The organism is Streptomyces sp. NPDC041784 (genome assembly GCF_055591025.1).
The window spans coordinates 12,774-32,597 of sequence record NZ_JBVJAB010000014.1; the positions used below are offsets into that span (position 1 = coordinate 12,774).

The 19,824-nt window shown below is 72.4% G+C and carries 11 protein-coding genes and 3 pseudogenes; 8 read left to right on the forward strand and 6 right to left on the reverse strand.

Annotation, left to right across the window (positions count from 1 at the left end; genetic code table 11):
- Position 1: 1 nt before the first annotated feature.
- Together ACZ6D7_RS27835 and ACZ6D7_RS27840 are read left to right on the forward strand one after the other, a co-directional pair.
- A pseudogene (locus ACZ6D7_RS27835) lies at positions 2–4,356 on the forward strand (putative T7SS-secreted protein); the annotation flags it as partial.
- 466 nt (positions 4,357–4,822) lie between these two features.
- Positions 4,823–5,158: a hypothetical protein gene (locus ACZ6D7_RS27840; protein WP_469496265.1), complete on the forward strand. Its 336-nt coding sequence runs from the start codon at positions 4,823–4,825 to the stop codon at positions 5,156–5,158.
- A gap of 34 nt (positions 5,159–5,192) precedes the next feature.
- Here ACZ6D7_RS27840 and ACZ6D7_RS27845 read toward each other — a convergent pair whose 3' ends face one another.
- The 5 genes from ACZ6D7_RS27845 to ACZ6D7_RS27865 form a co-directional block, all read right to left on the reverse strand.
- Positions 5,193–6,548 (reverse strand): TIGR02679 family protein, encoded by a 1,356-nt coding sequence (locus ACZ6D7_RS27845; protein WP_469496267.1) that lies wholly within the window; start codon positions 6,546–6,548, stop codon positions 5,193–5,195.
- On the reverse strand, positions 6,545–10,768 hold the full coding sequence (locus ACZ6D7_RS27850) for a TIGR02680 family protein (RefSeq protein WP_469496269.1): 4,224 nt from the start codon (positions 10,766–10,768) through the stop codon (positions 6,545–6,547). The genes ACZ6D7_RS27845 and ACZ6D7_RS27850 overlap by 4 nt, the downstream gene beginning before the upstream one ends.
- Positions 10,765–12,015: a TIGR02678 family protein gene (locus ACZ6D7_RS27855; RefSeq protein WP_469496271.1), complete on the reverse strand. Its 1,251-nt coding sequence runs from the start codon at positions 12,013–12,015 to the stop codon at positions 10,765–10,767. The genes ACZ6D7_RS27850 and ACZ6D7_RS27855 overlap by 4 nt, the downstream gene beginning before the upstream one ends.
- Positions 12,012–13,643, reverse strand: a complete 1,632-nt coding sequence (locus ACZ6D7_RS27860) for a TIGR02677 family protein (protein WP_469496274.1) — start codon at positions 13,641–13,643, stop codon at positions 12,012–12,014. Before ACZ6D7_RS27860 ends, ACZ6D7_RS27855 begins: the two co-directional genes overlap by 4 nt.
- A gap of 117 nt (positions 13,644–13,760) precedes the next feature.
- Positions 13,761–13,982, reverse strand: coding sequence for an ATP-binding protein (locus ACZ6D7_RS27865; RefSeq protein WP_469496277.1), 222 nt, complete (start codon positions 13,980–13,982; stop codon positions 13,761–13,763).
- A gap of 144 nt (positions 13,983–14,126) precedes the next feature.
- On the opposite strand from ACZ6D7_RS27865, the gene ACZ6D7_RS27870 reads away from it, so the two are divergent.
- The 6 genes and pseudogenes from ACZ6D7_RS27870 to ACZ6D7_RS27895 all read left to right on the forward strand — a co-directional run.
- Complete coding sequence (locus ACZ6D7_RS27870) at positions 14,127–14,780, forward strand: PH domain-containing protein (protein ID WP_469496279.1); 654 nt, start codon at positions 14,127–14,129, stop codon at positions 14,778–14,780.
- A 169-nt stretch (positions 14,781–14,949) separates the two neighbouring features.
- Complete coding sequence (bfr, locus tag ACZ6D7_RS27875; protein WP_469496282.1) at positions 14,950–15,429, forward strand: bacterioferritin; 480 nt, start codon at positions 14,950–14,952, stop codon at positions 15,427–15,429.
- A 171-nt stretch (positions 15,430–15,600) separates the two neighbouring features.
- Positions 15,601–16,650, forward strand: a complete 1,050-nt coding sequence (locus ACZ6D7_RS27880; RefSeq protein WP_469496285.1) for an iron ABC transporter substrate-binding protein — start codon at positions 15,601–15,603, stop codon at positions 16,648–16,650.
- Complete coding sequence (locus ACZ6D7_RS27885; protein ID WP_469496287.1) at positions 16,647–18,212, forward strand: ABC transporter permease; 1,566 nt, start codon at positions 16,647–16,649, stop codon at positions 18,210–18,212. The genes ACZ6D7_RS27880 and ACZ6D7_RS27885 overlap by 4 nt, the downstream gene beginning before the upstream one ends.
- A 1-nt stretch (position 18,213) precedes the next feature.
- Entirely contained in the window at positions 18,214–19,293 is a 1,080-nt protein-coding gene (locus ACZ6D7_RS27890; protein ID WP_469496290.1) for an ABC transporter ATP-binding protein, read from the forward strand.
- Between the two features lie 178 nt (positions 19,294–19,471).
- Positions 19,472–19,618: pseudogene (locus tag ACZ6D7_RS27895) on the forward strand (IS701 family transposase); the annotation flags it as partial.
- 16 nt (positions 19,619–19,634) lie between these two features.
- On the opposite strand, the pseudogene ACZ6D7_RS27900 reads toward ACZ6D7_RS27895, so the two are convergent.
- Positions 19,635–19,761 (reverse strand): annotated as a pseudogene (locus tag ACZ6D7_RS27900) (IS701 family transposase); the annotation flags it as partial.
- Positions 19,762–19,824 lie beyond the last annotated feature (63 nt).

Here is a 19,824-nt window from a genome sequence, read left to right on the forward strand (position 1 = left end):
CGTGGGTATCGGCGACTTCATCAGTGACATCACACCCGACTCGGTCGAGGACGCGGTCGAGGACGGCGTCGAGTGGGTCGGCAACCGGGTGGAGGACGCCGGGAACTGGACCGCCGACCGGCTGGACGACGTCGGCTGGGAGTCCGGCGCGGACTGGGTGCGCGAGCAGTCCCGTTCGGTCGCCAACCGGCTGGGCGCCGAGGTCGACGAGATGGACCTCGGGCAGACCGAGGACAAGACCAAGCTGATCTACGGCAGCGCGGACAAGATCCGCTCCACCGCCGAGAAACTCCGCGGCTTCCAGACGGCCTTCGACAGCGCGGGCGAGGGTCTCAAGGGCCTGGACTCCTCCCGGCTCAAGGGCGAGACGGCCGAAGCGGTGCGTACGGCGGTGAGCACCCAGCCGCCCAAGTGGTTCACCGGGGCCGACGCCTGCGCGAAGGCGGCCGCCGCGCTGGAGGCGTTCGCCGGCACCGTCACCTGGGCACAGGGGCAGGCGCAGACGGCGATCGACAAGTGGAAGGAGGGCGTCAAGGCCTCCGAGGACGCCGCCGACGCCCACCGCAAGAAGGTCGACGACTTCAACAGCGCCGTCGACCGCTACAACGCCCAGCCCGCCGACAAACGCGACCCGTCCTCGCTGCCGCCCAGGCCCGCCGCGACCTTCGACGATCCGGGCAAGAAGCTGATGCAGGAGGCCCAGGACCTCCTCGCCGAGGCCCGCAAGCAGCGCAACTCGGCGGCGGAGACCGCGCGCACCGCGGTCCGCGCCGCCCGCGACATGGCCCCGAAGAAGCCGTCCTACGCCGAGCAACTGGGCGACGGCATCCAGGAGCTGCAGATCATGGGCGACCATGTCGGCGGCGGCATCATCAAGGGGACGGCGGGGCTGCTCAACTTCGTCCGCAGCGTCAACCCGATGGACCCGTACAACCTCACGCACCCGGCCGAGTACGCCACGTCCCTCAACAGCCTGGCCGCGGGTCTGGTGGTCGCCGCCAACGACCCCGTCGGCACCGGCAAGCAGATGATCAGCGACTTCATGAAGGACCCGGCCGAGGGCTTCGGCCGGCTGATCCCCGACATCGCGCTGACCGTGGCCACCGGTGGAGGCGGCGCCGCGGTGAAGGGCGTGCGCATCGCCGAGGAGGCCGCCGACGCCGCACGGCTGCGCCGGCTGGTCGACGACGCCCCGGACGGCACCCACAACCGGCCCGACGGCGAGCGCGTCACCGACGGCACCGACCCGGTGGACCTCGCCTCGGGCCGGATGTTCCTGCCCCAGACCGACCTGGAGATCCCCGGCATCCTGCCGCTGGTCTTCGCCCGCCGCACCGAGTCCGGCTGCACGACCGGCCGCTTCCTGGGACCCGCCTGGTCGTCCACCGTCGACGAGCGGCTGGAGATCGACGCCGTCGGTGTCCTCCATGTCACCGCCGACGGCCTGCTCGTCCCCTACCCGCATCCGGTCCCCGGCGTGCCCACCCGGCCACAGTCGGGCCGCTCCCGCACGCTCCTGTCCCGGGACGCCGACGGCGACTTCACCCTCACCGACCCCGACGCCGGTCTGACCCGCCACTTCACCGCCCCGCCAGGGGGCGAGCCGGGCGGCGACGGTACGGCCTGGCTGTCCGCCGTCGCCGAGCGCAACGGCCACACCCTCACCGTCGACCGCGCCGAGGACGGGCTGCCGCTGGCCCTCGTCCACTCGGCGGGCCACCGGGTGAACCTGTCCACCGCCGAAGGCCTGGTCACCGCCCTGTCCCTGGCCGGCGCGGGCGAGGGCGGCACGGACCTGCCCCTGATGAGCTACGGCTACCAGGACCGCGATCTCACCACGGTCACCAAGCCGTCGGGCGCCACCACCACCTTCCTCTACGACGACCGCCGCCGCGTCATCGCCTGGATCGACTCCAACGGACACCGCTACGACTACGTCTACGACGAGCGCGACCGTGTCGTCGCCGAGGGCGGCGAGGCCGGCCACGTCCAGATCACCCTGACCTACACCGAGCCGGACGCCGGGACGGGTCACCGGACGACGGTCCTGACCACCCCCGACGGCCGGGCCACCCGGCACCTGATCGGCCCCGGCTGTCGCGTCCTGGCCACCACCGACCCGCTCGGCCACACCACCCGGTTCACCTACGACACCAGGGGTGACCTGCTCACCCGCACGGACCCGCTGGGCCGCACCACCACGTACGCCCACGACGAGGAGGGCCGGCTCGTCACGGTCACCCGTCCCGACGGCAGCGAACTGCGGGTCGTACGCGGCCCGTCCGGCCTGCCCACGGAGCGGTACGACCCGGACGGCGCGCGGTGGTTGCAGGAGTTCGACGAGCGGGGCAACCGCACGGCGGTCACCGATCCGGCCGGGCACACCACCCGCTACGCCTACGACGAGTCCGGTCTCCTGACGTCCGTCACCGATGTCCTGGGTGCCACCACCGTCGTGCGCTGCGACGGGGCCGGACGCCCGCTGGAGGTGACCGACCCGGTCGGCGGCACCACCCGGCTGGAACGCGACGCCCTCGGCCGTCCGGTCCGCGTCACCGACCCGATGGGCGCCGTCACCCATCTGGAGTGGCACGCCGACGGGCAGCTCGCCCGGCGCACGGGCCCCGACGGCGCCACCGAGACATGGACCTACGACGGCGAGGGCAACTGCCTCACCCACACCGACGCGGCGGGCGGAGTGGCCGCTTCGAGTACACCCACTTCGACCTCCTCGCCACCCGCACCCTGCCCGACGGCGCGCGGTACGAGTTCGAGCACGACGCCGGCCTGCGGCTCAACCGGGTCACCGACCCGCAGGGGCTCGTCTGGACCTACGGGTACGACCGGGCGGGCCGGCTCGTCTCCGAGACCGACTTCGACGGCCGCACCGTCACCTACGGCCTCGACGCCGCCGGGCAGCTCGCCACCCGGACCGATCACCTCGGCGGCGTGGCCGCGTACACCTACGACGACCTCGGCCGGGTGCTGCGCAAGGAGGTCGCGGGCCAGGTCACCGTCCATGCCTACGACCGCGCCGGGCGCCTGGTCCAGGCGTCGGGGCCGGGCAGCGAACTGGTGCGCCGCTACGACCGGTGCGGCCGGCTCAAGACCGAACTCGTCGACGGCCGCGCCCTCGACCACGCCTATGACGCCGCCGGCCGCCGGATCCGTCGCACCACGCCGACCGGGCTGGTCACGAGCTACGCCTACGACGCCGCGGGCCGCCCCACCCGGGTGACGTCCGCAGGCCACGACATCACCTTCACGCACGACGCGGCCGGACGCGAGGTGGAACGCGTCGTCGACGACATCGTCACCCAGGCCTGCACCTGGGACGAGGCCGGGCGGCTGTCCGCCCAGCACCTCACCGCCGGTTCCCGCACCCTCAACGAGCGCGCGTACACCTACCGCGCCGACGGCCGTCTCTCCGCGACGTCGGACCGGCTGTCGGAGGCGCGCACCTTCGACCTCGACCCGGTCGGCCGGGTCACCGCCGTCCACGCCCGCGGTTGGACCGAGCGGTACGCCTACGACGCGAGCGGCAACCAGACCTCGGCCGCCTGGCCCGACTCGCACCCCGGCCACGAGGCCACCGGCCCCCGCGCGTACACCGGCACCACCGTCACGCGCGCGGGTGACATCCGCTTCGAGCACGACGCCCTCGGCCGCGTCATCCTGCGCCAGAAGACCCGGCTCTCCCGCAAACCGGACACCTGGCGCTACACGTGGGACGCCGAGGACCGCCTCACCGCCGTGGTCACCCCCGACGGCACCCGCTGGCGCTACACGTACGACCCCCTGGGCCGACGTACCGCCAAGCAGCGTCTGGCGGCGGACGGCGAGACGGTGGCGGAGGAGATCCTTTTCAGCTGGGACGGCCTGGTCCTCTGCGAACAGACCACCGTCGCCGGCGACCTGCCCCGTCCGGTGGCGCTCACCTGGGAGCACAGGGGCCTCGTGCCGCTCGCGCAGACCGAGCGCATCCTCTCCCCGGACGCCCGTCAGGAGGAGATCGACCGGCGCTTCTTCGCCGTGGCCACCGACCTGATCGGCACCCCCACCGAACTGGTCGACGAGTCCGGCGAGATCGCGTGGCGCTCCCGCACCACGCTGTGGGGAACCACCGCCTGGTCCCGCTCCAGCACGGCCTACACCCCGCTCCGCTTCCCCGGCCAGTACTACGACCCGGAGACCGGCCTCCACTACAACCTCTTCCGTCACTACGACCCGGAGACCGGCCGGTACACGTCTCCGGACCCGCTGGGGCTCTCGCCGGCCCCGAACCCGGTCGCCTACGTGACCAACCCGCACACCCTCTGCGACCCCTTCGGCCTGTCGCCGTACAAGAACGGCGACGGTCCGACGATCGGCGAGTACACCTCCAAGGGCGAGGGCCAGGACCTCAAACGCTCCGCCATGGTCGGCGACGACCAGTGGCACTTCAACACGGGCCACGGCTACGACCGGGCCCATACCGGGCCGGGCGGGACCACGAACGATCTGCGCACCACCAACTTGAAGCCCGACCAGATCGAACAGGCGATCGTCTCCGACGTGTACAAGTACATGCAGGACGGCGGGGTCGTCCCCCGCGCCGGGACCCCCGAGTTCACCGGCCCGCTCGACAGGTCGGTGCAGATCGACGGGCACGACGTCGGCTACCGGGTCATCCACCGTCCCGACGGTGCCTACCAACTGTCCACGTACTGGCTCAACCCGTAGCGGCCCGGCTGCTAGGGTCTGGGCGCCCTGGGCGCCCCGGGCGCCCGCAGCGGGCACGACACGGACAGAGAACCACCGGATCCCTCAGGAGAAGCGAGAGATGCCCGATCCGACCCCCGCGGCCAGGAGCCTCAGCCGGGCGATCGACGGTGCCGACAGCCGGCAGGTCAACGAAGCGACCCGAGATTTCGTCGAGCTGCTCACCTTCGCGACGGCCGACGAGATCATCACCATGCTCCGGGACGTCCTCACCGAGGACTGGATGGCCCTGCCGCCCTGGGCCCGGAACCTCGCCTATCGCCTTGCCTGCCTGCAACGCCCCGACGACCCGCGACTGCTCCGGGAGGCGGCCGCGGACCTGCTGTCCTTCGGCCCCGACTGGGACCCGTTCGCCGAGGACCTCAAGAGGCGCGCGGCGGAACTGGAGCAGGACTGACCGTCCCGCAGCGCCGTGCGTCGGGGGACGCACGTCAACGGTCCCCCGGTCCGAGGTCCGCCAGCAAGTCGTCCAGCAACGCCTCCTCCTCGACCCGGACACCGCGCTCGGCGAGAGCGACAGCCAGGGCCGGATCCCACGGAGTCGCAGCGGGCGAGCCGGTCAGGTCCGCGGCTTCGGCCACCCTGGCCACTGCGGCTCGATAGTGGGCGGCGGTGTAGCGCCACGGTAGCCACGGGACACTTCGCGCCAGCGCCGAGGCGATGCGCACGCCGCCCCAGTCGAAGTCGCCGTGGTAGCGAAGGCCGGCCCCCCGCTCGGACAGGCCGCGCAGCAAGATGAGTGCGGCAGCCGACGGTTGTCCCTGGAGGCACACCATGGGCGGACACGCCGGGCCGAAAGTGTCGGCAGCGGCGGACAGCACGGCCGGGTTCTCACAGACGTGGACGGTTCCTGTCGTGGTGACGGCCGTAACCGGTGTGCCACGGGTGAGAGAGCGGAGCGTCAGCACCGCGGGCTCACCCGCGTCGGCCATCCAATCGAGCGGTCGTGTGCCGCGCAGGTTGAGGACGAGGACGGTCGACGACAGGTCGTCCTTGAGCAGCCCCGCCGAAGCCCATGCCTCGCGCCGCCACTGGGCGCCGTCGCCGTCGGGAAAGCCGGTGAGGCAACGAAGCCCGGACAGGACGAGCGTGGCGAGCGGCGTCCCCTCGTCCAGGGCATGGGCACCCGAGAGGTGACGTGCCGCGAACGTCGCTCGCGAGGTCGGGGGTGACACGGGCAGCTCACGCAGCGCCCGCACCGCCGCCTCCACCAGGGGGCCGGCGACCTCCGGCGTACGAGCGAGGCGACGTACGAGACCGTCCCCGCGGATCCGCTCCGCCCAGGGGGCCAGCTCCGCGTCGAGGGTGGCGAGCGGAGCGTACGCCTCCTCCCAGGCCCGTTCCACCCTGTTCCGGGTCTCCGCGTGGAGTGTGACGGGGCCGGTGAGGGCCACCACGGCGGCTTCCAGTCCGTCGGGGCTGACACCGGAGCGGCGCAGGATCGCGTCCACGGTGTCGAGGCGAACGCTCAGGGAACCACCGGCTCGTGGCGCCCGTCCCAGCAGGCGGTCGGCTGCGCGGCGCTGGGATTCGTCGGGGGCTGAGAGGGTGAGGGAGCCGGTGAGCGGCCGGCCGCGTGCCATCCGCTGTCGGGCGCGGTCCACGAGCCAGGCGAGGCCGGGATCGCCGAGCAGACGGCCGAGACGCTCGGTGTCGATCTGCTCTTTGGCCGGTGGTGCGGGCGGCGGCACGTTCGCGGTGGCGTCCGCCGGTGTCCTTCGTCCGACCGTTGCCCGGATTCCGGGATCCCGCCCGTCGTGGGCGGACGGAGTCGCCGCGGGATTCACGCCCACAGGGACTCCTGTTCGCCGATGCCGTCGGCGGCAGCGATCGGCCCCGGCTCGCCGACGGGACTCACCTGCCTGCCTGCCGCCTCGCCGGAGCCGTCGGCAGGGGAAGCCGCCCGCGGCGCGCCGACCCGTGCACCCGGCTCCGAGCCGCGCCGCCGGCCGCTGCCGTCCCACTCCCAGCGGGTGACCAGGACGGCGGCGATGTCGTCGACGCGCGAGAGCTGCGCGATGGCTATTCCGGGAACCTGCGGGTAGCAGGCCCATTCCCGTTCGCTGGTCATGACGACGTCGAGGTCGAAGGCGCGCAGCAGCCCGAGACACTTGGCACGGGAGTCGTCGTCCACTCCGGCGAACGCCTCGTCCAGGGTGACCAGGCGTGGAGCGTACGCGCCACCCGCGCTCGCGTAGTGGGAGGATGCCGCGGCGAAGAGAGGCACGGACGCCGCAAGGACCCGTTCGCCGCCCGAGGCGGGCCCGGTGGCCGGAACCCATTTGCCGTGCTGGTGGCGTTCGACGCCGAACTCGTGCCAGGCCCGGTAGTCGAGGGCGGCGGTGAGATCCTCCAGCCAGCTGCCGACACGGTCGTCGGCCTGTCGGCGCGCGATCTGCTCCTGGAGGAACGCGCCGACCGCGGCCCTGTCCTGGGGCGACCAGGCGTCGGCGGACTGGCGTAGCCGTTCACGGGCCTGTGCCAGTCCCTGCGGGGCCCGGCGGGACGCCCGCCACACCAGCCGCAGCTTCATTCCCGTCGAGGTCGGGCGCTCCTCCAGTTCCTTGTTCATGGCGCGCACTTGCCGTTCGGCGGCACCGATCAGTTCCTGAAGCGTGCCGGCGACCTCGGTGATCAGATGGGTCTGAAGGATCTCGCGCTCGTGTGCGGACAGGATGCGGGTCAGTTCGGCTACTTCGGTGGCGAGGGCGTCGGCGAGTTCGGGGACGGCCCGTTCACGGCCCTGGTAGACGATGTCGACCCGCACGCCGTCCTCGCTCGGACGGGCGGTGGCGGTGTGGCCGTGCCGGGAAAGGGCGTCCTGCAGCCTGCCGAACTCCTCGCTCAGCCGTTTCTGCACGCGTTCCCAGGCCGCGTCCGAGTCGTCGGTGGCGGAAAGCCGGGATTCGATGGCGCGGGCGAGCTGGACGGCGGGGGTCGCCGCCCACGTACCGCCGTCGTCGTCCGGCACGCCGATGTCCGGAAGGGCGACGGCGAGCAGTCCTGTCGAGGCGAACCGCTGAAGGGCCGCGATGGCGCGTTCCCGTGCGGCGGTCGCGTCGGTGACGTCCTCGGCGAGCCGCTCGATGCGCCCTTCGGCATGGCTGGCGCGCCGGTCCGCGTCGCCGAAGTCCGCCTGGGCGCGCCGCTGTTCGCCCTCGCAGGCGCGCGCGGCTGCCGCCGTCTCCTCCAGTCGCCGCTGGAGTTCGGCAACGGCCGCTCCGACGGTGGAGCGGAGTGTGGTGAGGCGCTCGTCCGCCGCGGCGGCGAGCCGTGCCGCTTCCGTCGTGCGCTCCGCGAGTTCGGCGACGCGCAGTTCGGCCCGGTCGGTCTCCGTCTGCTCGCCGATGACCGTATGCCCGGCGTCGGCGCGTTCACGCAGGGCGGGCCACAGCGCCGCCAGGAAGGCGGTGTGGTCGGCGAGGGCCTGGCGCACGGAGCCCAGTCCCGTCCGGTCGGCGGGGAGATTCAGGGCGGCCGCCGTCTCGGTGAGCTCGGCCGCCGCACGGTCGGCCTCCTCGGTCGCCCGGGCCAGTTCCTCGGCCCGCCCGCCCTGCCGGGTACGGGCCCGGTGGGCCGCGTCGGCCGCGGCGGTGACGCGTGCGTGGGCGTGACGCAGGTCGTCGTCGCCCGGGATCGCGGCGAGTTCGGCGTCGAGTACGCCGCGACGATCGGCCACGGAGCCCATTTCCTGTGCGAGTTGCTGCCGCTCCGCCGCCGACGCGGCCAGTTCGGTGCGCAGTTCGCCGATCCGGACGCGGCGCGCCTGTTCTCTCGCCCCTTCTCCGACGTACTGGGCGCTGTCCTTGCCCCAGCTTCCGGTCAGCGCGCCGACGCGGAAGCGCCCGTCCGTGGAGACCCAGGTGTCGTGGCCGAGCGGTTCCCAGGAGGCGTCTTCGTCTGCTCCGTCACCGTTCTTTCCAGCCAGCCCGATCGAGGCGAGCAGACGCCCGACCGTCTGTTCCCCCACGGCGGCGGCCCGCACGTCCGCGTGGTTGACCGCCGGGCAAAGCACCCGCTCGAGGCCGCCCCCTCCGGGCGTGCCGACGGGGTCGAGCAGCACGTCGTGGCCGTCCGACGCGACCGCGGTACCGTCCGGCCGCACCCAGGCGTCGAGGAGCCCGGACGCCTCCAGCGCGGCTTCCAGTCCCGCGCGTTCGGCCTCGGTGACGTGCGGGCGGAAGTCGACGAGTCGCCACAGCGGGGCGCCGAGGCCCTGGTCCCGGGCATGGGGTGTGCGTGTGTACGGAGCCGACGGGCCGCGCTCGCCACCCGATTCGAGGGCGGTCAGTTCCTCCGCCGCCAGGCGGTGCCGGTCCGCCCTCGCCGTCTCTCGATGGGCGAGGACGGCCGCCCGGTCGGCCAGCTCGGAGGCGACGACGCGATGGGCCGCGGCTGCCGCCACGCGTGCCGGGTGGGGGCCGTCCAGACTGCCCACCCAGTCCTGGACCGCATCGAGGACCCCGGACAGTCCGGCTATCCGCAGCTCAGCGCACTCGGAGAGATGTTCCCGTACGGCCGTGACCAGCGTCCGCCCTGCCCCGGCGACACTCTCCTGCGCCTCGGCGAGCCGCTCTTCGCTGTGCGTGACCTCCTCGTCGGCCTCGTCGGCGCGAAGTCGGGCGGCAAGGCGTGTCTCCTCGGTCCCCTCGGCCCGCGCGGCGAGGACCTCGACATGCTCGACGGCTCGCCGTCTGCTTGCCGTCGCCTCGTCCGCCGCCCGGCGCAAGGCCGCGTCGGGGGCTCCCTGAGTCCTGGGGACCTCCAGCCGGGCCGCCGCGGCGCTCTCCGCCACGCGGCCCAGGACGTCGTCCAAGGTCTCCTGGGCCGCGGTGAGCCGCTGGTGCGCGGTGGCGAGCCGGCCCAGGGCCCGGGTGTGCGCTTCTGCCGCCGTCCGCCGGTCCGCCTCGGCGCGCGTCAGTTCCCCTGCCGTGCGGGAGGCGTCGAGCGCGGCCTGGTCGAGTGCGCGGGCGTCGCGCATCTCGGGCCCGGTCCGCAGCGCGGCGTCCTGGGCACTCAGCCGCGCGGCCCGCTCGTAGAGCGCGGCGCCCCGCTCCTGGGCCTCCTTTCGGTCCGCCACGGCCTGTTCCCGGTCGCCCTGTGCCTTGAGGAGTTCCCGCTGGAGGTTCTCGTACCGGGCGTGCTCGCGACGCGGCAGCCGGGCCCGGCGTCGGGAGGCGAGGCGGGCGTAGCGCCGGTAGTGGTCGAGGAACGCCGACGACGCCTGCTGCGCCTCGCGCGCCGCCCGCAGTTCCTCCTTCTCCTCGTCCAGCGACCTGAACGCCTCCGCCGCGTCGGCGATGACCGCCTGGTCCATGGGCGGCAGCGCCTCCGTCAGCGCCCGGGACAGGGCGGCCTCGTTCGGCCGCTTGGACAGTTGGGGCTGGCGGAGTTGGATCAGCAGGTCGACGAGCGCGCCGTAGCGCCGCTCCCCGAGCCCGAAGAGAGCCTCGTCGACCGCTCTGCGATACGTCTTCGCGGTGTCGTGGACCATGCCCCGGCCGCCGACGGCATCCGCGAGCCGGTCCCGGGACAGGGCCGTTCCGGTGGCGTCGAGCAGATCGAGCTCGGCGCCGATCCGCTGGTCCGTCACCGCGAACCAGTGACGGGCGATGCCGCGTCCGGCGACCGCCTTGAGCCCGCAGAGCAGCGTACGGAAGTGCGGCTCGCCCGTGGTCTCGTCGAGCCGTCCGAACTCGATCCAGGTGTAGCCGAGCCGTTCCGGGTGCGGGTGTTCACCGCCCAGGAGCAGATTCCACTCCATCCGCTTGCCCGGGTCGCCGTCGGGCTCGACGCGGCGGGCGGAGAGGTCGCCGTCCAGCAGGAACGGCAGGGTGAGGGCGAGCACCTTCGACTTGCCGGTGCCGTTGTTGCCGCGCAGCAGCAGCCGGCCGTCGCGGAACCAGAACTCCTCGACGTCGTAGTGGAACAGGTCGACGAGCCCGATGCGCAGGGGCCGCCACCGGCCGGGGGCGGGGCTGGGGAGCGGAGGCAGGGCGCGGTTCACCTTTCATCCTTCACGGTCGTGTCCGGCTGCGCGGCGAGGTGGTGGCGGGCGGGTCCCGGTTCTTTGACGACGGGCTCACCGACCGCGTACCGCGCGAGGGCGGGCCGCGGCACGACGCCCCGTTCCGTGCGCTCGGCGAGCCCCAGGGCCACCAGCTTCCTCAGGGCCTGCTCCACGAGTTCGGGCTCGGCTCCCGGCTCCCTCGCTGACCTGGCCCAGAAACCGCCGTGCTCCGAGGCCAGTTCGCGCACCCGGGACGCCAGCTCCGCAGGCGCGACGGGCCGGTCGGCCCGCGCCAGATGTTGGGCGAGCAGCAGGGTGATGTGACCGTGCGTGCCCTGCTCCGGCATCCGTACGTCCGTGAGGTCGTCCAGCGGGTCGACCATGGCGATGCCTTCGGCACGGACCTCCGCGACCAGTCCGGTCAGTTCACCTATGCGCGCGGTGATGAAGCCGCGCTGCCGGGTGAGATAGGCCAGTTCCTCGTCGGTCAGGTCGTCGTAGGAGAGGACCGGGTCGTCGAGAAGACGGCGGGTCAGCTTCCAGCGGATCGCGCGGAACCTGAGCTCGTCGCTGTCGAGAGCGGTCTGGGCCGTCATCTCCACCAGGCGCTCCTCGAAGCCCTGGGCCTCGACCATGGACGGACCGCGAAGTGACGCCGGCATTCCGGCCAGCACGCGCCGCCTCACGTCGTACAGCACGTCCCCCGATCCGCTGACGTACGCCTCCTCGTCACCGGCCACCCGCCGCAGCACACCGAGCCGCAGCAGCAGTCGTACGACGGCCGCGAGGTCGAGGCGCTCGTCGCGCCGCTCCAGGGTGAACGTGATGCCGGCGGCGACGAGTTCGGGATCGGCCGCGGCCAGCACGACCTGCTCCGCGAGGCGTCCGAGTGCCACCTGCGACTCGCCCCGCTCCAGCGCGGCCAGTGTCAGGCAGAGCAGGACGTAGCGGCGGCGGGTGAAGGGCAGGGCGGTGCGGGCGGCCTCGCGTGCCGGGTGCGTGGCGTCGGTGAGGGTGCCCGGCGTCTTGCGCAGCCGTGCGGCGTCGGCGTCCGTACGCAGCGTCCAGCCGACGTTGCGCTCGAACCACTCCCGCAGTTCGGCTGCGTGCCGGCGCACCAGCCGGAACTCGTCGGCGTACGGCCCGTCGGCAGTGAGCAGCGGCTCCTTCAGCAGGGCTCGCGCGGCCCGCCGCAGGTCGGCTTCGCGCTGGCCGTCCAGGACCTCGGCGAGGGGGCCGGTCATGGCATCCTCTCCATGCCCGGAAGTCCGGTCCCGGCCGGGACGGGCACCGCGCCGACGGGCTCCGCCGTGAGATCGACGATGTCGATCAGATGGTCCGGTCCGCTGAACACCCCGTCGGGGGTGTGCACTTCGGCGGTGGAACCGTCGTCGAGCGCGGTCAGCCGGATCTCCATCGAGCCGTCCCCGCTGGTGGCCACGGTGGTCGTCATGCCCGGCCGCCAGGTGGCGAGGGCGTCGCCGAGCAGGCGCAGGAACAACTCGAAGGCGAGCGGATCGAGTTCGTCCAGGCTGGACAGTCGGATCGCGCCGTCCGTCGCAAGGCGGGCCCGGGCCGCGCTCGCCTGTTCCGCCTGCCGGGCAGCGAGCTCGGCGAGCCTGCGCTTCGCCTCGCCCCGGTCGGCCACCCGGCGCGGCTTGCCACGCCGTTCATAGCTGCCGGTACGGCGAAGCTGGGGACTGATTCGCAACGGTCGCGCCTCGCCCCATGGGGTGGAGGCCGGCTCCGGCGCGGCCTGACGCTCGGCGAGGGTGTCGGCGTCGACGGTGAGGTGCCGGGAGGAGTACAGCCCGAACGCCACCCGCCACAGCCGGTGCCTCCCCTCGTCGTCCGGCGCCTGGGCGAACCAGCGTGCCAGCTCCCGAAAGTCGGCCGAGCGGTCGGAGCGCCCGGCGCGCCGCTCGTTCAACTGCCGTACGACGGCGAGGAGCTGCGGAATCGCCCCGAGGGCCCGCCCACGCAGCAGCCTGGCCTGAGACTCGCGCCCCTCCGCCGACACGAACCACTGAGCAAGCCCGGACCAGCGGGCGGCCCACTTCTCGTACGCCACCGCCTCCGCGTGTTCCGCGTCCTCGGGAGCGGCGTCGGCGGCCTCCCGGACGGCGGCGAGCCGCAGCAGCGGCCCGACCCGCTCCTGATCCTCCAACTCCCCGATCAGCAGGGCGATCCGCCCGCCAAGGGTGATGAGATCCTGGATGAACCGCTCCAGATACTGGATCAGCCGGTCCTTGTACGCGAGGAACGCCTCAACCTCGATGTCGTGCAGATCGATGGTGCGCTGGAGCGACCCCATGAAGGCGCGGGCGTTGTCGGCGAGGTCGGTGAAGCGCGATGTCAGCACGGACAGCGCTACATACACCTTGGCCGGATCCGGCTCATCCTCCGCAGCGATCACCAGCAGCGCCCGCAACTGCGTGACGATGTCGTGCAGCGCGACCGCCTGCAGCTCCCCGCGCCGGCCCAGCACCTCGTCGTACGTCCCCAGCGCCGCCTCGGCCGCCTCACCGGCCCGCGTGAGCTGGTAGATGAACCGCCGACGGTAGAAGTCCTCGACCGCCGTCACCCTCGCGTGGTCCGGATCGGCCCGCAGATTGCCCCAGGTGACGAGCCTGTCGAGCGCCTGCACGACGACTTCGACGTCGGCCGGCCGACTCCCCGCCTCCAGCGCGGCATACACGTCCTCCGGCCGCAGGTGCACGGCGAACCGCTCCTTGGCAGCCAGGAAAGCGCGCATCACCTGGCGGTAGAGGGGGGCGTTGGGGACGGTGAGGTGGGTGAAGGGGGCGTAGTCGATCGGGGGCGGGGCGGAAGGTTCGGAGGCCGGGGGCGGCTCGGAGGTCTGGGATGTCATCGTCGGTCCATTGTTCCGGACCTGTGCCCCCACCTGTGCGTGATGTCCGAATTTCGCCTGCTCGGACTGACCAGCACTCTTGGGCAGCAGCGGCTGTTCAGCACCGTCGCCCCAAGATCACGCCGGCACCGTGCGTGCGCACTCGGCCCACACCGTCTTGCCCGGCCCGTCGGGCCGGAGGTGCCAGTCCCAGCGGACGGCGAGCCCGGCGACGAGGAGGAGTCCCCGGCCGCCGGAGTCCTCGGCGTCCGGGAGGTGGAGGGCGTCCGGGCGGGGCGGCACCTGTTCGGCGCGGGTGTCGGTGACCTCGACCCGCGCAATCCCCGACTCGGCGATCACGTTGTCTCAGGTGGAAGTCCCGGCCGGGGACATGGCCGTGCCGTACGGCGTTCGCGGTCAGCTGTCCGGAGTCCATGGAGCGATACGGCAAGATCAACAAACCGGTGGCGACCATCACCTGTTCTACGAGGGCAATGGAACGCCGTGGGGACCGATGAAGGGTCAGGGATCATCACGGACCGGCAGGCACCGGAGTGGCGGGACACCCTTGGCCGCTGCGGACTGGAGGTGACGGGGGAGGCGGCGTCCGACGGCCCGCCCGTGACCGCCGCCATCCATGCGGTCAGCGGATTCGAGGTGGAGCCGGTCGCCGAGATCCCCGCCTCCGCCCCCCACGCCGCCGACGCCCTGGACGAGGCGTGGCATCACCATGCCGCGCAGGCGTCGCTCTACGCGGACAACGGAGAATTCCTCATCCTCCCGCCCGTGTCCGGGGGGAGCACGGTCGGCTGGGTGAGGGTGAAAGACCCGGTCGGCAGGAACCTCCCGTCACGTATCGCCGGCGTGACGGGTTCCCCCGAATTCGTGGCCGTCTCGCTCGACGGCCACCACCTGTGCGCCGCGTCGGTCGAGGAATCCGACTACTGGGTGGTCGTGCACGATTCTGAGGCCCGCGGCTCGGAGGCCCGGCCGTACGCCCTGCCGGACTCGCTCGGGGAGCCGGGCGGGCCGGCCGACGGCCTCGTGGTCCTGCCCCCGGCATCTGGACTGGGGCCCACCGCACGCCACCCCGCGCCCACCGTCGCGGCTGCCCGGGCTGGGCTCCTCCGCGGGAAGCCCTCTCGCCTGACGCCTTGATCAGGTGCGCGTTAGGATCGGAGAAGAGGGCTGCAACGGCATCGTCCCGGCCGAGCCGGATTCGCGGCCGGCCGCGAAGGGCCGATTGTGTGAGTGCGCGCCTGCCGCGCCAGTCGCGGTGCAGAGCGGCGCGGCATGGCGTCAGTACCTCTGAAAGGACGGCGTTGTCATGCAGGACGACCCCGAGGTACTCGAGTTCCTGAACGAACAGCTGACCGCGGAGCTGACCGCGATCAATCAGTACTTCTTGCATCACAAGATGCAGGAGAGCTTCGGTTGGACGAAGCTCGCGGCCTACACGCGGCACGAGTCGTTCGAGGAGATGAACCATGCGGAGGTTCTGACCGACCGGATTCTCCTCCTTGGCGGCCTGCCCAACTATCAGCGGCTCTTCCATGTGCGGGTGGGGCAGACGGTCACCGAGATGTTCCGGGCCGACCGCGAGGTGGAGGTGGAGGCGATCGACCGACTCAGGCGGGGTATCGGGGTCATGCGCTCCAAGGGAGACGTCACCTCGGCGAACCTCTTCGAGTCGATCCTCGCGGACGAGGAGGACCACATCGACTACCTCGACACACAGCTGGCGCTCATCGAGAAGCTGGGCGAGCCGTTGTACCTCGCGCAGGTCGTCGAGCAGCCCGAGGGCTGACTCGAATCCTGCGGCGGCGCCTGCTGGAACCGGCATCACTCCCATGGCACGCAAATCTGGCATTCCTCACTTTTCTAAGGTTAGCCTGACCTAACAGCGGGTTGCGCCCGCCCCGCAGCCCGGCTGACCCGCGACAGCAGCCCGGCTGACCCGCGACAGAGGAGTGGGATCGTGCGTACCCCCCGGATGAGGCTCGTGCTGGCGTCGGCCCTCGGCGGCTTGCTGGCCTCGGGAGTCGCGGCCTGCGGTTCGGCGCAGGAAGAGCCGCCCGAGGGCGGTTCCGACAAGAAGATCACCGTGTACAGCGGGCGGAGCGAGTCGCTCGTCAAACCGGTGCTGGACAGCTTCCAGAAAGCCAGTGGCATCACCGTCGAGGTGCGGTACGGCGACACGGCGCAGATGGCCGCCCAGCTGCTGGAGGAGGGGAGCAAGAGTCCGGCCGACGTGTTCCTCGCCCAGGACGCGGGCGCACTGGGTGCCGTGACGGAGGAGGGGCTGTTCGCCCCACTGCCCGCCGAGGTCCTGGACAAGGTGCAGAAGGAGTATCGCGCGACGGGCGGAGAGTGGGTCGGAGTCACCGGCCGCTCACGCGTGCTGGTCTACAACACCGACCAGGTGCCCGCCGCCGATCTACCGAAGTCGGTGTTCGAGCTGACCGAGCCGAAGTGGAAGGGCAAGGTCGGAATCGCGCCGACCAACGGCTCGTTCCAGGCATTCGTGACGGCGATGCGGGTCCAGCACGGCGACGAGAAGACCGAGGAGTTCCTCGCGGGACTGAAGGCCAACGACGCACAGATCCGGGAGGGCAACAGCCCCATCGTCGCCGACGTCGACGCAGGCAGGCTCGCCACCGGACTGGTCAACCACTACTACGTGTACGAGCTGGCCAAGGAGAAGGGCACCTCCGTCGACGCGCTGAAGGCGAAGAACCACTTCTTCCCGGGTGGGGACACCGGCGCCCTGGTCAACGTCTCCGGCGTCGGCGTGCTGGACGGGTCCGCTGCCGATCCCGACGTGCGTGCTTTCGTCGACTACCTGCTGGGCACCGAGGCGCAGAGGTACTTCGCCGAGGAGACGTACGAGTACCCGCTCGTGGCCGGAGTCGCGAGCGCACCCGGCCTGCCCGAGCTGTCCTCACTGAACTCGCCGGACATCGACCTCAATGACCTGGCCGGCCTGGAGGCCACCGTCAAGATGATCAAGGAGTCGGGTCTCGTGTGAGCACACCGGTCCTCACCCTGCGGCGGGTGCGGCAGCTGATGCCGCGTCCCGTGCTGGCCGGCGCCGCGGTGCTGGCCGTCGGGGTCGCCCTCATCCCCTTGGTGTATTTGGCGGTACGCGTCGGTGAGGCGGGCTGGGCCCGGATCGCCGAGGAGGTGTTCACGGCGCGCACCGGGGTACTGGTCGTCCGCAGTGTGGCGCTGGCGGCGGTCGTCACCGCGGCATGCACCGTACTGGGCGTGGCTTCGGCGTTCCTGGTGATCCGCACCGATGTGCCGGGGCGGCGCGTGTTCGGGGTGCTGGCCGCGTTGCCGCTCGCGGTGCCCAGCTACGTCGCCTCCTTCGCCTGGGTGTCCACGGTCGGGGGATTCGAGGGCTTCTGGGCGGCCGCGCTCGTCCTTACGCTGGTTTCGTACCCCTACGTCTACCTGCCGGTCGCCGCCGCGTTGGCCGGTGCGGACCCGGCGCAGGAGGAGGTGGCGCGGTCGCTGGGGAGCGGGCCGTGGCGCACGGCCCTCGGAGTGACGCTGCGGCAGGTGCGGCCGGCGGTGTCGGCGGGCGCGTTGCTCGTCGCGCTCTACGTGCTCTCCGACTTCGGCGCCGTCTCCATCCTGCGGGTCGACGTCTTCACAAGGGCCATCTTCACCTCGATCAACCTCGGCTTCGACCGTACGGGGGCCCTCGTGCTCGCCACCGTGCTCGTCGCCCTCACCGCCCTCGTACTCCTCGGCGAGCAGCTCACCCGGCGGCGCGCGGCCCGTTACGCGCGCCTGGGCGGCGGGGCGCCCCGACCGCCGGCGCGGCTGCGCCTGGGACGGCTGCGGTGGCCGGCCCTGCTCGGGCTCACCGGCGTGATCGCACTGGCCCTCGGTGTCCCGGCCGGGAGCCTGCTCCGGTGGTCCGGCGAAGGCGTCTCACGCCCCGCATCGCTTGCCGAGCTCGCCACCGCGGCGGGGAACTCGCTCGGTGTCTCCTTGCTCGGGACGGCCGTCACCCTGCTGCTCGGGCTGCCCGTCGGTCTGCTCGCCGTCCGTGCACCCGGTCTGCTCGCCGTGGCCCTGGACCGCCTCGCCTATCTCTCGCACGCGCTGCCCGGTCTGGTCATCGGTCTTTCCCTGGTGTTCTTCGGCATCAACGTGGCCTACCCGCTCTACCAGAGCGTGTGGCTGCTCGCCTTGGCGTACGCGGCGCTCTTCCTGCCCCTCGCGGTCGCGGCCGTCGGCGCCGCCGCGGCGCAGGCCCCGCCCGGCCTCGATGAGGTGGCACGCTCGCTCGGGCGCCGACCTTCCTACGTGCTGCGCACGGTGACCCTGCCGCTGGCCGCACCCGGCATCGGCGCCGGGGCCGCACTGGTCTTCCTCACCTGCATGAAGGAGCTGCCCGCCACCTTGCTGCTGCGCCCCACCGGGATGAACACCCTGGCCACCGGCCTGTGGACGCACACCTCGGTCGCCGCGTACGCGGCCGCCGCACCCTACGCGGCTCTTCTGGTGCTCATCGCCGCCGTGCCCACCTGGTGGCTGTCGGCGCGCACCGGAGTACTCACCCGGGGAGGCGGCTGACATGGCGGACCTGCGTATCGTCGGCGTCCGCAAGGCATACGGACGGGTCCAGGCACTGTCCGGTGTGGACCTCACGGTCCCGTCCGGAGCGCTGGTGGCCGTGCTCGGCCCCTCCGGTTGCGGCAAGACCACCCTGCTGCGCTGCGTCGCCGGCTTCGAAGCACTCGACGCCGGCGAGATCCGCGTCGACGGCCGCCGCATCGCCTCCCCCGCCGCGGCCACGCCGCCCGAACGGCGACGCATCGCAATGGTCCCGCAGGAAGGCGCCCTCTTCCCGCACCTCTCCGTGCTCGGCAACGTCTCCTACGGGCTCGACCGCTCCGCCCGGAAGGCCGGCCGGGCAGCCGCCGTTCTGAACCTGGTGGGCCTGGCCGGCTTCCAGGACCGGATGCCGCACCACCTCTCCGGCGGGCAGCAGCAGCGCGTCGCGGTCGCCCGGGCACTCGCGCCGCGCCCACCGGTCGTGCTGCTCGACGAACCGTTCAACGCGCTCGACGCCGCGCTACGGGCCGAACTGCGCCGGGACGTATGGCAGGCCCTGCGTGCCGACGGCGCCACCGCCGTCCTCGTCACCCACGACCAGGCGGAGGCCCTGTCGATGGCCGACGAGGTCGCCGTCATGCGCGAAGGCCGGATCGTCCAGAGCGGACCGCCCGAGATCGTCTACCGCTGCCCGGCCGACCCGTGGGTGGCCGGCTTCGTCGGCGAAGCCGTGTGGCTGCACGCGGTCCGGGACGGCGACCGGGCCCGCACCCCACTGGGCACGGTACGAGTCACCACGGCCGAGGCCGACGGAGGCGTGCCGACCGGCCCGATCCGCGTACTGCTGCGGCCCGAGCAGATCACCCTCGCCCCGATCGGTGCCCAGGACGCGGTCGCCGCGACCGTCGTACAACGCGACTTCTACGGCCACGACGCGGTGCTGGCCCTGCACCTGAACGACGGCACGCCGGTGGCCGCCCGGATCTTCGACCCGGCCGCCGTCCCACCCGCAGTCGGCGACAAGGTCGCCCTGCGCGTCCGCGGCACCGCCCGTGCTTTCACTGCGTCTCCAGGAAGTGGTCGTGACCCGCTGGGCTAGAGACGTACCGTCAGCTGGACCGACGGTGGGCTGCGGTCAGGCCGGGACTGGCTCGCTCATGCGACCGGCGAGCCCTTGGTGGTAGCGGCGCAGGAGGAGGACGGCGGTGGCGGCCAGGCCGGTGAGCAGGCCGAGGCGATGCAGCCCCTGCTGGGCTGCAACATGTGCTGAACGGCGCTTCGCGGCCTACGCCACTGTCCGCGGACGGGCCCTGGTCGACCGCGAGCTCTACCTGCCCAAGTGCTGGACCAGGGATCGTGAGCGGTGCCCGGAGGCGAAGATCCCCGACGAGCGCGCCTGCGCGACCAAGGGCGAGCTGACCAAGGGCGAGCTGACCAAGGACCTGGTCCGCCGCGATGTCCTGCGTACTCCGCCAGCTGCCGGCCGTCCTTGCGGCCCACCGGCGCCGGCAGCCCGCGGACACAGCCGCATCCGCCACCGCAGGTCCGCCCGCGAGAAACCGGCCCCGCGCCCCGGCCGCTTCGCGTCATGCCGGGCACCTGCTCTCCTACGCCCGGCAGTCGTTGATCA